The sequence below is a fragment of the Enterovibrio gelatinilyticus genome, assembly GCF_028683095.1.
Classification (GTDB): domain Bacteria; phylum Pseudomonadota; class Gammaproteobacteria; order Enterobacterales; family Vibrionaceae; genus Enterovibrio; species Enterovibrio gelatinilyticus.
Genome location: NZ_JAJUBC010000012.1, coordinates 122,799 through 138,077, shown reverse-complemented (window position 1 = coordinate 138,077; position 15,279 = coordinate 122,799). Strand labels below are relative to the sequence as shown.

15 protein-coding genes are annotated in these 15,279 nt (G+C 45.0%); 10 read left to right on the top strand and 5 right to left on the bottom strand.

The genetic code is table 11. The annotated features are described in order from the left end of the window. Window positions 1–96: 96 nt before the first annotated feature. Window positions 97–1,239, top strand: coding sequence for a hypothetical protein (locus tag LRP50_RS12300; protein WP_274164762.1), 1,143 nt, complete (start codon window positions 97–99; stop codon window positions 1,237–1,239). Window positions 1,240–1,425: 186 nt separating this feature from the next. On the opposite strand, the gene LRP50_RS12295 is transcribed toward LRP50_RS12300, so the two are convergent. Further along, a complete protein-coding gene (locus LRP50_RS12295) occupies window positions 1,426–2,574 on the bottom strand; it encodes an Acg family FMN-binding oxidoreductase (RefSeq protein WP_274164761.1) in 1,149 nt (382 codons plus the stop codon). An 83-nt stretch (window positions 2,575–2,657) separates the two neighbouring features. On the opposite strand from LRP50_RS12295, the gene LRP50_RS12290 reads away from it, so the two are divergent. From LRP50_RS12290 to LRP50_RS12275, 4 genes are all read left to right on the top strand, one after another. After that, window positions 2,658–3,122, top strand: a complete 465-nt coding sequence (locus LRP50_RS12290) for a MarR family winged helix-turn-helix transcriptional regulator (RefSeq protein ID WP_274164760.1) — start codon at window positions 2,658–2,660, stop codon at window positions 3,120–3,122. A 248-nt stretch (window positions 3,123–3,370) separates the two neighbouring features. Beyond that, entirely contained in the window at window positions 3,371–4,255 is an 885-nt protein-coding gene (locus LRP50_RS12285; protein ID WP_274164759.1) for a LysR family transcriptional regulator, read from the top strand. Window positions 4,256–4,515: 260 nt separating this feature from the next. Then, the gene (locus LRP50_RS12280; protein ID WP_274164758.1) at window positions 4,516–4,725 is read left to right on the top strand and encodes a hypothetical protein; all 210 of its coding nucleotides are present in this window, start codon (window positions 4,516–4,518) and stop codon (window positions 4,723–4,725) included. Between the two features lie 58 nt (window positions 4,726–4,783). Further along, a complete protein-coding gene (locus LRP50_RS12275) occupies window positions 4,784–4,993 on the top strand; it encodes a hypothetical protein (RefSeq protein WP_274164757.1) in 210 nt (69 codons plus the stop codon). Window positions 4,994–5,068: 75 nt separating this feature from the next. Here the strand turns inward: LRP50_RS12275 and LRP50_RS12270 are convergent, their stop codons facing one another. Beyond that, window positions 5,069–5,362: a hypothetical protein gene (locus tag LRP50_RS12270; protein WP_274164756.1), complete on the bottom strand. Its 294-nt coding sequence runs from the start codon at window positions 5,360–5,362 to the stop codon at window positions 5,069–5,071. A gap of 344 nt (window positions 5,363–5,706) precedes the next feature. Between LRP50_RS12270 and LRP50_RS12265 the strand changes: the two genes are divergently transcribed. Next, entirely contained in the window at window positions 5,707–6,063 is a 357-nt protein-coding gene (locus LRP50_RS12265) for a hypothetical protein (protein ID WP_274164755.1), read from the top strand. Window positions 6,064–6,125: 62 nt separating this feature from the next. Here the strand turns inward: LRP50_RS12265 and LRP50_RS12260 are convergent, their stop codons facing one another. Beyond that, on the bottom strand, window positions 6,126–6,812 hold the full coding sequence (locus tag LRP50_RS12260; protein ID WP_274164754.1) for a hypothetical protein: 687 nt from the start codon (window positions 6,810–6,812) through the stop codon (window positions 6,126–6,128). A 392-nt stretch (window positions 6,813–7,204) separates the two neighbouring features. Between LRP50_RS12260 and LRP50_RS12255 the strand changes: the two genes are divergently transcribed. Both LRP50_RS12255 and LRP50_RS12250 read left to right on the top strand, forming a co-directional pair. After that, window positions 7,205–8,911, top strand: a complete 1,707-nt coding sequence (locus LRP50_RS12255; protein WP_274164753.1) for a glycoside hydrolase family 30 protein — start codon at window positions 7,205–7,207, stop codon at window positions 8,909–8,911. A gap of 168 nt (window positions 8,912–9,079) precedes the next feature. Then, window positions 9,080–9,715, top strand: coding sequence for a 3'-5' exonuclease (locus tag LRP50_RS12250; RefSeq protein ID WP_274164752.1), 636 nt, complete (start codon window positions 9,080–9,082; stop codon window positions 9,713–9,715). Between the two features lie 88 nt (window positions 9,716–9,803). On the opposite strand, the gene LRP50_RS12245 is transcribed toward LRP50_RS12250, so the two are convergent. Continuing rightward, entirely contained in the window at window positions 9,804–10,013 is a 210-nt protein-coding gene (locus LRP50_RS12245; RefSeq protein ID WP_274164751.1) for a hypothetical protein, read from the bottom strand. Between the two features lie 719 nt (window positions 10,014–10,732). On the opposite strand from LRP50_RS12245, the gene LRP50_RS12240 reads away from it, so the two are divergent. Then, window positions 10,733–11,635, top strand: a complete 903-nt coding sequence (locus tag LRP50_RS12240; RefSeq protein WP_274164750.1) for a sensor domain-containing diguanylate cyclase — start codon at window positions 10,733–10,735, stop codon at window positions 11,633–11,635. A 25-nt stretch (window positions 11,636–11,660) separates the two neighbouring features. On the opposite strand, the gene LRP50_RS12235 is transcribed toward LRP50_RS12240, so the two are convergent. Further along, window positions 11,661–13,109, bottom strand: a complete 1,449-nt coding sequence (locus LRP50_RS12235) for a sensor domain-containing diguanylate cyclase (protein ID WP_274164749.1) — start codon at window positions 13,107–13,109, stop codon at window positions 11,661–11,663. 631 nt (window positions 13,110–13,740) lie between these two features. Between LRP50_RS12235 and pykF the strand changes: the two genes are divergently transcribed. Continuing rightward, window positions 13,741–15,153, top strand: a complete 1,413-nt coding sequence (gene pykF / locus LRP50_RS12230) for a pyruvate kinase PykF (protein WP_274164748.1) — start codon at window positions 13,741–13,743, stop codon at window positions 15,151–15,153. Window positions 15,154–15,279 lie beyond the last annotated feature (126 nt).

The window sequence follows — 15,279 nt, the reverse complement described above, 5'->3', positions numbered from 1 at the left end:
ACTGCTTGCATTCACTCACGTAAAATCTGACGGCGTTATATTCATGTTCAAGCATATTCGAAATACTATCTCATAAAATTTGCAAAGGAATGCAATGTGAACAATCTCGTCAGGAAAATTGTTAAATCTATTATGCCCAAAGATGGGATTTTATATACGCCGGAATACCACACTGATTGGGAACCAGTGGCAGTAGCAAACGAAAGCGGTGAAGTATACAAAACAGAGGCTGCATATGCCGTTATTCAAATGGACGATGGGAATACGTTTTACGTGCCATTTATTGCTCCTGGCTTTTTCGCAGTACCTCCTGAAGAGGTGAAGGAATTCACCGTCCATCCTATTTCTGAAGAGCTACTGAACCAGTTTTCTGCAAAAGAAACCAAAAAGAAAAATACCATCGCATTTGGTCTGGTCTCACTGTTGATCGTGGGTTTGATCGCTCCTTCCATCATCAAATCACATCGCGAAAAGGAATATAATCAAGCTATCAACATCGCAACCAATGCGTTAATAGAGGAAAAAAACCAAGAGATAAGAAAGGATTACCAACGAGAACAAGATCGGGCCGCATTAGAAGATCGCATTGCTGAAGTGACGGCAGCAACAGGTGATGTCTATGTGCTAACCAATGCTCCTGCCCCAATTCAAGCGAGCCTGGGGCCAAACCATATCGGGTTGGGGATTGGTATAACGTCAATTGCTGCTGCAGCGATTTATGACAATAACCCTGCTCGAGACTTTCTCGACAATGAAGATAAATATGGATTCACCTTGATGCTAGCCCTGCCTGAAGACGAGATTCGTTTTCCGCAAAGTCGCATTGCATTTACCAAAGCTGAAAGTCAGGAGATCGATCCCGAAACACCAGTGCTCACTGTCACGGTATCCACCAAATATTCCGACACAGAAATCGATGCCATGATTGCTAACAACCCGAACTTGGGTTCAAGGCAAGAACTCGAAAAATTCGAACCTGCGCTAATAGATGGATACATTCGTCAACAGTACTGGGTTACGCCTAAAGAGCTGGAAACCGGCACGTTGACGTTCTCAAATATCCACCTTCAAAACAGGTCATTTGATATGGAAAACACTCGCTATTTTGTATCAGCCACTAACGGCAGGTTACCCTTAGAAGAACAAAAAGCCTTAATTGACCAATTGCGTGGAAAATTCGGCATTCCCACCGAGGCACTCTCACGCTGTTGCAGTTGGCAGCAAGTAACCTTCCAATAAAGCCGTCCCTTCTGTTGGGCAGACATTGGGCCACGCGCCTTTCAGCGACTTGGCAGAGAGGGAATAGAAAATGAAGGGAGAGGAAAAAACGTGGTTTTTCCTAAACCTCAGATCCCTCTCGAACTGCAGAAATATTCGTCGGCTCACATTGATCTATCGTTCTGCCTTTGTCGTTTATCGCTCCGCTTAAATAAGCAAATCTCGCACTTCTCGCCTTGGTGATTCAGGGGTTGGCTTGGCTTTCCCTAGCCTGAACACCATTTGCACGGTGTCCGTTTCTGGTACGTTAAAATACTGCTTAAATTCCTGCTGCAATGGCAGCATATCTTTATATTCTTGCAAGATTTGGCTCATGGGGTGTTGGGCAATTCCAAGTGAGGCGGTCAGTAGGTTAATACGATTGTATAAGCGCCCGATTTCCACCTGCGTTTTACGCGTGTTGTTTTTACTGACGAGCAACGCAAAGTGCTGAGTGCTTTTGGTCACCGCTTCAGTCAGCTTTATGCCTTCTTTGCCAAAACGGGCAGGGTCGCTCTCTGCTGCGCTTCTAGTAACAAAGAAGGTTTCCGCTAACCAACGCTTTGCGCCAGTTACGCCGTTCTGTGCGAGCCCGAAACCATCACGATGCTGCACATACTCTTTGTCGTTGAAGCGGAACATATTTATTGTTTCCATGCTTCTGTCAGCATTCTGCTCTTCGATAAACATGGCTTGGTTTAAGAAGCCTCGCATCGCGGCTTTATCACTGTCGCTTTGAACCATTTCAATGCTGTAATCACTGCCTGTCGCCGTGTTGATTATCTGGCTCAACTCGATGTCGCTAAGCAGCTCATGGGTATATTCGGTCTTGTTAGATTGTCGCGTGAGCAAATACGGAAATAGAGGATCGGGCGTGATGCTTTCGTCGCGTTGAAGCGTAATAGCCGCGACGGGTTTATCTTCCAGTGCTTGATGACTGTATTCGCCACGAGGGAAGTAGTGAACGTTCGCCCTCACCCCAAAGTGAGTGGCGGCAATAGCAAGGCTTTCGATGAATGTGCCCTGACCTATATGAATTTGTCGGTGGATAGGGTCGGTTTGTGGAAGAAGCCTGTCGCTGTCGACAAACAGTAAGATCGTATCTTTGCCTTCTAAGGCGACTTTCCATGGCTGAATGTTGTGAGGGTTTGGGCATAGCATCGCGTAACTGAGCAGCGTTTTACGAATGTCGGTGTAGGTATGCGTAGGCCGAAGAGCTGCGCTGGCGGCACCTGACATTTGGCTCACCACAACGGGTCCTGCCGCCAAAACAACCGCTCCTGTTCCCATCACTTTAATGAAGTTCCGTCTATTCATCGCTATCCCCTTTTTTGATGCTCTGCTAAAGTACATTCCATGGAATAAATATACATTCCATGGAATATATATCAAGAGGTTTGATGCATATGTTGACAGAAAAACAATCACTTTCTTTTAAGTTAATGATTTCATTGGGTATCGTTCACCAACTTACCGATACTTGGTTGAGTAAGGCACTCGAACCTTGTGGGTTAAACCAATCACAGTTCAATTTACTGAATCACTTTTCTCACCAACCTGAGCGAGAGCAAACGATCAGCCAGCTTGCTCAAGTGATGCAGATGAACCAACCGGGTTTAACGAAAGTTGTTAATAAGCTCGCTGAACAAGGGCTTGTTGATGTTCGAAAAGATGATGAAGACGGAAGGAAGAAGTGGATAAAAATCAACGCGAATGGCCTCGCTCGCGTCCAATCTGCCTTCAAGAGTTTTCTCCCCAATATTGATCAATGTTTTGACCAATGGGACGACGATGAAATGCGCCAAATGCTGCAACACACTGACAAGCTCAAAACGTGGCTAGATAACAATAGAGAGCCGTCTTAAAGCGCGTTTTTCCGTGTAAATAGGCCTTCGCGTAAATAGGTCATTGCCATCTCTAACCTAGCTATCTCAAACCTAGTTATCTCAAACCTAGCCATCTCATGCCTAAACGGTCAGGTCAAAGCGCTGCACTGGTGTGTTATCACAGCACAGCTTATGCGGCGCATATCACTGTATTGTGTATATTTTTCATTGAGGTAACAGCCAGTGATTCTCTATATTCCTAGAAGGTTATTTGACGGTGAGCAACGATGGGACACAACTTAGACATTCAAAGCATGTTTGTTTTGGTGAAGATGTATGAGCTTCGCAATGTGAAGCTGGTCGCTGACGCGTTAGGCAAAACCTCAAGCGCGATCAGTAAGATCCTGTCTAAGCTCAAAGTTCATTTTGAAGATCCGCTGTTTATCCAAGGTAAACATGGCTTTGAACCGACGACCTTCATGGACACCAACCTCGCGCATTTCGAACAAATATTAGAAACCTTCGATGCCATTCAACACACAGAATTCTCCCCACAAACCCTAAAACAAGAAATCGTGCTTTATGGACACGCGCTATTTTGGGACAACTTTGGCGGTCGGCTTTATCTCGCGCTTCGAGAAGAAGCACCATTGGCAAGAATTTCAATGCGCCAATGGAGCCTTGAAGCACGATCTCGTATGGTGGAAGGGGAGAATACGGTGCTGTTCAGCACCTATGACGAAACGCTCCCACAGGTGATACTGCAAAAGCCTCTATGTGAAGTGTCTCCGACGTTTTATGTTCGACATGATCACCCTGCTCAATCCATGGATGAGTTAAAGCATTATCCTTTTGTTATCACTCGTAACCCTGGCTGGAACGATGTTCGCTACCCTTTGCTTGAGCGCTTAGCGGCAGTGGGTTATCAAATCACCCCCACGGTTGAAGTTGAAAATACAAAGGCCATCGAAAGCATTGTGAGAAATTCTGATCACTACTCATTCACCATGTCTCGACTTATTCCAGAAGACTGTCGAGGTATCGCACTGCCAACCTTGTCTGACGATAAAGTTAACTGTGTGATGAGCTATCACCGCGCCAAGCAAAACGACCCTCAGAAAGAATGGCTTTATCGCGTTTGTCATCGTGTTCTTAATCAACTTGAAGATTAACAGCCAATCACATCATACGTTCACCAACCTGCTTGAACGCCAACGGTAGCTCTTTTGCCTCTTGCCTCTTGCCTCTTGCCTCTTGCCTCTTGCCTCTTGCCTCTTGCCTCTTGCCTATAAACCAATGTGAGATATAAATCACACTGGTTTCCATAATGGAAACCTCGGGTTTCCTCTACATGTGACTCACATCTCAGTAATCTTATTCCTGTCGAGAGGGGAAACCCGAACAAACATCTAATGAATAAGGTACTGACATTATGAAAAGCGCACTCATCATCGCACTATCAATCTTCTCTTTCTCTGCATTCGCTGCTGGCGGTGCGGCCTCAAACAATGGCTTAAACGGTGATTTAATCCAGAAAGCAACCGCCGCTGGTCTTTCTAGCGAGCAAGCGACGAAAGGCGTTGCAACTGGCCACATTAGCACTGGTGCGACCGCAGAGCAGATGCGTCAGGCCGAGCGCTAATTCTTAAAAAAGCTTCATATCCAGACAAGAAATAACAACAACTAAATAGGTAAATATGATGAAAAATGTTCTTATTATTGCGCTATCAATCTTCTCTTTCTCTGCATTCGCAGCTAGCGGTGCGGCCTCAAACAATGGCTTAAACGGTGATTTAATCCAGAAAGCAACCGCCGCTGGCCTTTCTAGCGAGCAAGCCACAAAGGGCGTTGCGACTGGTCACATCAATACTGGCGCAACCGCAGAGCAGATGCGTGAATCAGTACGTTAATATTGAATGTGGATCAGGGAAGAACAGGTTCAAAGAAAATGGTGATGCAAGCATATACCCACACTGTGGGGGCCGTTAAAACAAGAACAGCAAGCCTACCCAAGGGATAGCAATGCACGCTATCCCTATTGCGCGAACCAATGATGACGGCTGCCCAGCCACCATGTCAGGAAACAAAAAAGCAAGGAAGCCAATAGACGGCAATGCGAAGTAAAACAAACCCAATCGAGGATGTGTGGGTAGTGCCATACCAAACCACAGATACAACACATACCCAAGGTAAAAACCACTGAGTAAATAGTGCCGATAATCTCGTTCTGACCAAATAAATATAAGTGCCAAATAAGGCACAAGAAGCAACCACTCCATTTCTACACTCCTTTGTATCTAATCAACCCATATACTCGAAATACTCGCATTCAGAGGTCATCAATGCGTTAAATTCGAAGCAATTTGCATCCTGCCCATTCAAGTTATTAGGTATATATGCAGCGGTCGAAAATGGAAGAAGCATACAGCGCTAGTACCCTAAACCGCAAAGATGCCCCCAGCTATTCCTCAATTGACACGCCACTCCACACTTATTGCTTTGCTATTACACCTATTCACACATCTCATTTCGAGTACATCGAATTTCAAACGGTCGTTTTATGTCTATAGTCAAACGGTAAGCTAGGATGTTTTTAGGCTTACTTTTAGTGGGGTTAATGGCAATGTTAGACAGACTTGATTACCTGCAAAATCTCTTGCCCAGTGGGAGTACGAATCGCGTCGTGCCCATTTATATGTTTGCAACCGATGAGGGGCTACCCGTCATTTTACGTGTGAACATGGGCAATGCACGAAGCGATATTCCTGTCGCGTTATTGGCTTTCGATATTGACCCGATAGCCCCAACGTTTCGCTGTGAAATTCAATACCCAACTGAGAATGTGAAGATCTACCTTTTTGGGAAACTGACGGGGAAAATATTTACGCTGGGCGCGGCCGAAATTGATAACTGGTCAACGCTGGAAGCGTTAGTGAAAGCAAATCTTGTTACTCAAGAACCTGAACCGATTTCTGAGTGAGCGATGACTAATAGCCTGTCTTTCCGCTTAAAGACAGTTCGACTCTTACTCTCTGTGCTCGCTCAATACTCCACATACTTTTGTGTTTTCGTATCCCACTTAAATGATCGCAACAGGGTTTTTGTTGCATGCTCAATGTCATCTAAAATTTGATGAATACCTTCATCATTAATCGCTTTAAGCTTAGATATTTGGTGATAAAAAACGGTCCACGATACGGTGGCGTCGTCCCAGTACACTACATCTTTTCCTTGGCTTCCTTCTGTCACAAAGATGTATTCGGGTGGCTCTACATGCCGATTTAAATGTTCTGAATCGATATGATACTTGGCAATTTCAGCTTCGATTTCATCAACAAGCTTTTGCTGACCAGCGCCACACGCAGAAATGCTGATGAGTACTTCCCCATTGTACTGACTCATGTCTTTTAGAATGGGAGAAAGTGCGAGAAATAAACGGTGCCAGTTAATGAAATCACGCCCAAAAGAAATGCCGTTTGCATTGCCATGCGCTGATATATGAACACAAAGCGGAACCCTAGCATGATTGGCTGCAATGTAATTCCCATCTATCGATGAAATGTAATCAAGGTATTTGACTAAGTCTTGCTCACAAAACGCCCTAAGAATGGCAACTTCGTGGCCAATGGCTTTGCAGATTTTCTCTAGCGCTTTCGCTTCCGAACGCTCTTGAAGCAGATCCATGGGATCAACACACTCGATGATAAAAAGGCGAATTTTGTCTATCACTCTTACGTCCGTTTATTCGTCTATCGCTGTCGAAAAACTTATCATACTCAATCAGTAAAGAGAGGATGAAAGTTAAACAATGGGAGGACTACTCAAAAATCCTCGTGCTTAGCTTGACCGTGTTTCGACCTCATTCCCCTCTTTCACATCACACCTCTACTGCTCCACTGTATTGATCCTAAGAAAAACAAGACACTTCATGGAGCGCCTTAGTTACAAACTAAGGCGAACACGCTATATCTGCGTGTGGAATTTAATTTTTTAATTTGTCTTTTGAAGTGAAAAGAAAGCGCTTTCAAAATATCGATAACACAACGTCAATCGGCTATCAAAGGGTGTATTTATATGCTGCTTGGGTAGATCGAGCACGTGCCAGAACACGGAGTAGCAACATGGAAGTAAAAACGCTCTCTGCCGTTTTTATCGCATTGTCATCAGCGATGATGCTGTCCTGTACATCAAAATATGACACGGAGAAGCCTTTGATTCAGAACAACAAACATTTCGGATTATCATCAACGGCTGAGATCCTTCTCACCAGCGAAGCTGGCGACAAAATGTCAGTGATGGCAAACCAAACCTTTACCAGTGAGGCTGCAAGCGGCACGCAGATCGTGATCCAACCTGATGTGGTTAAACAAACCATTTCGGGCATTGGTACCTCGTTCACGGAATCCTCGGCGTTTGTTCTGGCGCATCTTCCGGTTGAAAAGCGCCATGAAGTGATGAATAAGCTCTACGCTGACACGGGCGCGAATTTCTCACTCACGCGCACGCCCATTGGTTCGACTGACTTTTCTGTTGAAGGCAAATTAGGCTACGCCGAGGTTGAAGGTGACAGTGAGCTCAAGCATTTCACCATCGCCCCCGACAGCGACGGATTTTCAAAGGAAAAATACTCCGGAATTCAGGATGAATCTTTTGATGTGTTGCCAATGATCCATGAAGCCATGGCGATAAAAGCGCAGCAAGATGACAGCACCTTGAATATTATTGCCTCGGCATGGACAGCGCCGCCGTGGATGAAAGACATCGATACGTGGTTTATCAAAGGGGCAAAAGAGAACAACTGGGAAGGCACAGGCGGAAAGCTCAAGCCGGAATATGTGTCTACTTATGCCGATTACTTGGTGAAATACCTTGAGCACTATAAAGAAGCAGGCGTTGATATTTGGGGGTTAACACCGGTGAATGAACCGCATGGCAACAGCGGTAACTGGGAAAGCATGCACTTCACCGCGGAAACCCAAAACAGCTTCATCAAGGATTTTCTTGGCCCGAAATTAAAAGAAAGCGCGTTCGCTGATACTCGCGTACTGATCTACGATCAAAACCGCGATCACTTGGAACATTGGACCGATGTGATCTTGGGCGATCCTGAAACCGCACCGTATGTTTATGGATCGGCGGTTCACTGGTATTCCAGCACGGTAGATGTTTATGAAGACGTGATGGATCGCGTTCACAATAAATTCCCTGATTTTGCCATCATTCATACCGAAGGCACGATCGATGATCTCGGTAAACCGGCTCCGAATGGGATTTTAGATCCGGTGAAGTTTCAAGAATCAGGCTGGTTTAACAATGACGAGTTCTGGTGGAATGAAAACGCAACGGATTGGGCGTACACCGCAACGTGGGCACCCAACCCTGAGAACCACCCGATCTACACGCCAGTCCATCGTTATGCCCGTGACATTATTGTTAGCTTGAATCACTGGATGGCAGGTTGGGTTGATTGGAATGCCGTACTCGATAGCCAAGGCGGTCCTAACCATGCCGGAAATTTCTGTGGTGCACCGATCATGATCGACGTTGAAAGCGGTGATGTGTATTACACGCCAATTTACGATGTGCTGGCACAGTTCAGTAAGACAATTCGCCCAGGCGACAAGGCGGTGCAAGCCGATAAGATACTGGATGGGTTAGAGGACGACGCGCTGCATACCAGTGCAACGATCAACAGCGACAACCTCTTGAGTGTTCAACTGCTAAATACCACTAAGGAGCCAATCGAATTGGATTTGGTTATTGGTGCGCAAAACGCGCAAATCACTCTTCCAGCAAACTCAATACAAACGGTTCGCGTGCAGCTGTAGTCACTAATACTCTGCAACCCCAGCGTCCTTGTTTGAAATGACATGATGACCGCTATCGGCCTTCGAGCCGATAGCGGTTTTTGTTTTTCGTCTTACGCTCGCCACAGCATCGTGAGTATCTGTATACTGCCTGCCTTCGGCAATTACGCCCTTATCTAGGTCATTCTCATGTCATCATCTCCTGCGAATAGCGTTATCGTTCTCGACTTCGAAACCACGGGCTTATCACCTAATATGGGCGACAGAGCGATCGAGATTGGTGCGGTGAAATTGGTTAACGGAGAAGTGATTGATACATTTCAAGCGCTGATGAATCCAGGCTTTAGGGTGAGCAGCTTCATTGAAGGTTATACTGGGATCACAAATAACATGCTGCGCACCGCAGCCAGTTGTGACGATGTGATGGCGGAGTTTTGCGATTTTATCGAAGGCAGCAACCTTGTGGCTCACAATGCCTCTTTTGATAAACGCTTTTTAGATGCTGAGCTTGAGCGTCTAAATCTAGGCTATTCCGGTCAATTCGCGTGTTCAATGCTTATCGCCAGACGTCTTATTCAAGACGCGCCAAGCCACAAACTGGGCGAACTCGTGCGTTTCAAACATATCGACAATGATGGTGTCTTTCACCGTGCCTTAGCTGATGCACAGATGACGGCAAAGCTTTGGTTACTCATGTTAGAAGAGCTTGAGCAACAGCACATAGCTAACCCGAACTTTGGGTTCATGCAGACCATTAGCAAAACCAGTAAACAAGCGATGGGTGGGTTGTTTCAAAAAATTCGGGGCAATCAGACGGGGCGATGATGGTATTTCGATAGGTATTTATCTGACGGCAAGATAAATAGTCTATCGGTGTCACTTTCGCGCGAATAGGTTCAGCGCGGTGCAGTCATTAGTAAACGAGAAAGTCTCCCATCACGTTGCCACTCGGCGCAATAATTTTTCCTGCACCAGTTTGGTCACAGTATTCGAAATCGATATCGTGATGGCTTGACGTCATCTTCGGTAAGATGTGTCGCTTCAGAATATCGCTGTTTAACTGATGGATCTCTGCCTGCCATGAGGCCTTTTCTTGGTGTAACTGAAAATCAATTTTTATCATTTTTCACCTTTGGTAATTTGCTGTTTCTTATCGCGAGTTAATTGGTACCAGTGACGCTGTCGGCTTGTTCTACGGGACATAATTTTCCTTATTTCAAATATTCAAATACTCGTGACCACACCCAAAATAATGGGTGCAATATCGCCTACAAAGCGCTCATGAGGCGTATATAAAACGCACAATCACGACTCGCAAATGCAGAGAGTTTGTGATGTTTCTTTTGGACTGATAGTAAAGCTATTGAATGTACGATGAAGATAAAGTTGACGCAGGGAGATTAAACGAAGGTTTTCGAGAAGTCGCTGAGAAGGAACTTATACTTACTGTGGCATTAACAACTCTTGTCTAAGAGATTCTGGGGACTATACACTGAGATGAACAAATAGCGAACATTTTTTTCACCCTCTTCCCTTCTCTTTTATGTAGACATGTCAAAGACCGTATTTATAGTACGGGAAACCAATGACGTTACCCAAACACTAGAACAAGAAAAACATATAAACCGGTTTATAAAACACATATTTACACCGCCACTCAATCACGTTCCTTTCAACATTTTCATCTATGGAAAGTGCTTCATCATCACACTCGAATGTAACACAAGCGTCTCTACATTGATAAAAGCTCGATGATAATCCCAACTTCTTGAAACCCATCGCAGTTTTTACATGAGTAAATGATAAGTTTCACATTCTTTTGACTATTCCTATGTCCACGTGATGCCAGACTTTAAAGACATATTAGATATACACCCTAATCCCTGTGTGATTCACATCGACTTCGTACCTAAGTATGCAAATAATGCGTTTGCGAAGTTTAGTGGCATGTCGAATGCAGAAGAGGTGCTGAACCTAGAAACGATTAAGGTCTTGTTCGAAGAGTCTCACTGGCCAGAAGCGCTGCGACGTTATCAGCACGCCATCGAAACGGGTACACCAACAACACCTCAAGTCATCAACCACACTGACTTAAAAGGTAATCCTATGATTGCCGAGATCACTGATACTGTGATCGATTGGTTCGGGCAAAAAGCCATGTGCACGTTTGTCAGCGTGGTCACTGACCAAGTTTTTCGGGAACGTACTTTAAGAGACATGGCAAATCGCGATGATCTGACCAACCTGTACAATCGCCGCTATTTATTTGATTTATTCAATAATCGCAATACCACTCCTCAACGCCATCAGTATCTTGCCATGGTCGACATTGATCATTTTAAACGGATCAATGATACCTTTGGTCACCCTGTTGGTGATCTTGTGTTGAAGCAGTTGGCACGGATCATTGAGGAATTCACGAGACCCGATGAATGTGCATTTCGCTTAGGCGGAGAAGAGTTTGCGCTCTTGATGTGGGAAGACAACGAAAACGAGTTAACGCTAAGACTCGAGGAGTTACGACAAAGCGTTGAAACGCTTATGGTGCGTGTGAGCTATCCAAACCGGCAACCTTTGGCGATTAATTGCACAATATCGATTGGTGCAACAGAAGTCAGTCAATTAGAAGGCTTTCTTTCGGCCAGCCTTCGTGCAGATAAGTGTTTATATCAGGCTAAAGAGCGTGGTCGTAACCGAGTAGTCACTCACGAAAATCACGATGATAATACACCACCAAACAGCTAATACGCTTCACGCAAAGATTGAGATGTTAGCTTGCTACGCAGAGAGGCTTTGGTTGTGCGGCTTTGCTTGAGAGTGCTTGGGTAACAACGCGATTGCGTCCACCCTCTTTGGCTCTGTACATCAATTGATCAGCGTGATGCATTAAGATGTCTAGCGAACAATCTGTCTTTTGAGTATCGATCAACAACGCTCCTATTGAAGCGGTGACATGCAAACCAACTTCATGTTGGGATGCGCTTGGGATAAGCCGACGATGAATATATTCCATCAACACATCAAGCTGACGCTGGTTCTCTACTTCTAACAGCAAACAAAACTCTTCACCACCTAGACGAGCGATAGCAACACCTTCTGTTAACGTATGTTTGAAAGCCTTGCCTAGACTCACTAGCACTTCATCACCTTTCAGGTGGCCTAGCTTGTCATTTATTTTTTTAAAGTAATCGAGATCTATCATCAATAAAGCCAGTTGCTGATGCTTCATCAATTTCCTGACCTGTTTGCTCTCAAATTTACGCTCTAAACCACGACGATTGAGCAGTCCAGTAAGCGAATCCGTAAATGCATATTCTTCTAATGTCTTGTTTAGCGCTTTTAAGTCCCTCGTTTTACGCCGCACAATCTGACGTAACAGAAAAATGTAACTCAGGGCCACAATCGCGAAGACAGTCAAAACTGATGGAAGTACCCAATTTGGGATTGTGAACACTTGCTTGGTGTTAAGCCATTTTTGCTCGATACGCGCCACTTCAACCTCAGGCATCTTGCCAATGCCTGAGATAATTTCATCATGCAGCGCCTGATCGCCCTCAGAAACCGCGGCATAAATCATATTGGTATATAAAGATTCAATGGGTACAAAGCGATGTAAGTCAGGGTCTTGTGATAAATAGTAGGTGGCCACTTGTGTATCAAGGACCATTCGGGTTATTTCACCATTTAACGCAGATTCAATGAGCTTTGCATTGTTGTTGAAACTGATAACCGAGGCTTCAGGGTAATGATATTTGATGTATTCTTCTTCATAACCGCCGCGCACAACACCGACTTCCATGCCAGGCAAAATCCCTTTAATTTTCAGTTCATCACTGTCATTAAGCACATAGAGAGACGACGAAATTTCAAACAAGGGTAAGGTGTAATCTAAATAATGATCTCGGGATGAGGAGTAGAGCAACCCCGCATGCACTTTTCTCCCTGGCTCAGTCATGTGCTCTAAGGATTGATTCCAGTCCGACAGGACAAACTGAATGGGTACATTATTGACTTCACCGTACACTCGCCAGTAATCGACTAATAAACCTTTGGGCTTACCATTTTCAACAAATGCAAACGGCTTCCAGCTGTGGGAATTAACCACAGTTAGCGTTCTATCGTCGAAGGCAGACATGGCATTGCTGGAAAAAAAAGCAGCGCAAAGCAACGTGATGAAAAGTATTCCAGCGGCGGGTTGATGCAAAAGCATATGTGTCATGAAGCCAAGTCAAAAATTACTTAACTCATTGTGGCAAAGTTGTGTTCACCTCCCTACCTCGATAGCTCGCTGTATCACAATATCGAGAAGTCACTCGATTTGTGAATGAAAACTAATGAGATTCGACAAGCTCAGTACGGATATTGTTGTTAAGTTTCATATAAAAACAGCTCAAATTACGCGTATTGTTACCCATTGTTGCGTTATTTCCCTCTTGAAACGCCGCGATTAAAGGCTCTCCGCTGAATCGATGCCAGATAGTGATCTACCTCTTTTTATGTGGTAAATTTACGGCCGTTGAGATCGGCCTAATACTTGTATCATTTGGTTGGGAAATGGAATGAAGGTGGGAAATACTCTTTATCCATTGCCTGCGATCAAATTTCCGCCACGTAATGCATGTATACTGTGTCCGCTTTCATGGATGAGTTGTGTTGTCCAAGCGATTCCCGCCGTTTGGACAACACAATTATAGTGTCATGAATCTGTATTAACGCTGTAAGAGCAGCGGTGCAATCTGACTGCTCACCACGTCTCTGTTTGTTGTTTTATTACAGACATCAAGCACTAATGAACGTAATTACAGCCAAAATTGTCCCTTGGTTAAAAGCTCGACCGGAGAGAACCCTACATGAAAAAGACCAAAATCGTTTGTACGATTGGACCGAAAACTGAATCAGTAGAAATGCTGACCAAGCTAGCTGACGCTGGCATGAACGTAATGCGTCTAAACTTCTCACACGGTAACTTCGACGAACACGGTACGCGTATCGCAAACCTTCGTGAAGTCATGAAGAACACGGGTAAGCAACTAGCAATCCTACTGGATACTAAAGGCCCTGAGATCCGCACTATCAAACTAGAAGGCGGCAACGACGTTGCTCTAGTAGCGGGCCAAACGTTCACTTTCACTACTGACGCATCAGTAGTCGGTAACTCAGAGCGTGTTGCTGTGACTTACACTGGTCTTTCTCAAGACCTAAACGCTGGCAACATCATCCTTGTTGATGATGGTCTGATCGAAATGGAAGTACTAGAAACCACAGAAACTGAAGTTATCTGTAAAGTACTTAACAATGGCGATCTGGGCGAAAACAAAGGCGTTAACCTACCAGGCGTTTCAGTTAACCTTCCAGCACTGTCTGAAAAAGACAAGAGCGACCTAGTATTTGGTTGTGAGCAAGGCGTTGACTTCGTTGCGGCTTCTTTCATCCGTAAAGCGTCTGACGTTAAAGAAATTCGTGAAATTCTGGCTGCTAACGGCGGCGAGAGCATCCAAATCATCTCGAAGATCGAAAACCAAGAAGGTGTAGATAACTTCGACGAGATCCTTGAACTGTCTGACGGCATCATGGTTGCTCGTGGTGACCTAGGTGTTGAGATCCCTGCAGAAGAAGTTATCTTCGCGCAGAAGATGATGATCGAGAAATGTAACCGTGCACGTAAAGTTGTAATCACTGCAACTCAAATGCTGGATTCAATGATCAAGAACCCACGTCCAACTCGCGCAGAAGCGGGTGACGTTGCGAACGCAATCATGGATGGCACCGATGCAGTAATGCTTTCTGGTGAAACTGCTAAGGGTAAATACCCAATCGAAGCGGTTACCATCATGGCGCAAATCGCTAAGCGTACTGATTCAGTACTGAAAGCTGAGTTGGGTTCACGCCTAGACAGCGCTCGTCTACGCATTACTGAAGCAGTATGTAAAGGCGCAGTAGACACTGCTGAGAAGCTAGGTGCTCCACTGATCGTTGTTGCAACTGAAGCGGGTAAGTCTGCACGTTCTGTACGTAAATACTTCCCAACTGCAAACATCATTGCAGTAACCACCAACGAGAAAACTGCTGCACAACTTTGCCTAAGCAAAGGCATTACGCCAGTAGTTGTTAACCAATTCGAAAGCACTGACGAGTTCTACCGTCAGGGTAAAGAAATCGCGCTAGAATCAGGTCTAGGCACGAAAGGTGACATCGTTGTTATGGTTTCTGGCGCATTGGTTGCTTCAGGTACTACTAACACTTCTTCTGTACACGTTCTGTAATAGACGTTTACTGAAGCTGAAAAAGGAGCCGATAGGCTCCTTTTTTTATGCCTGCGGAAAAAAGAGTGGGAAGAGAGCGGTCCCAGGCTCGCTCTTCAGCCACAAAAAAACCGACAGCGTTTCCAC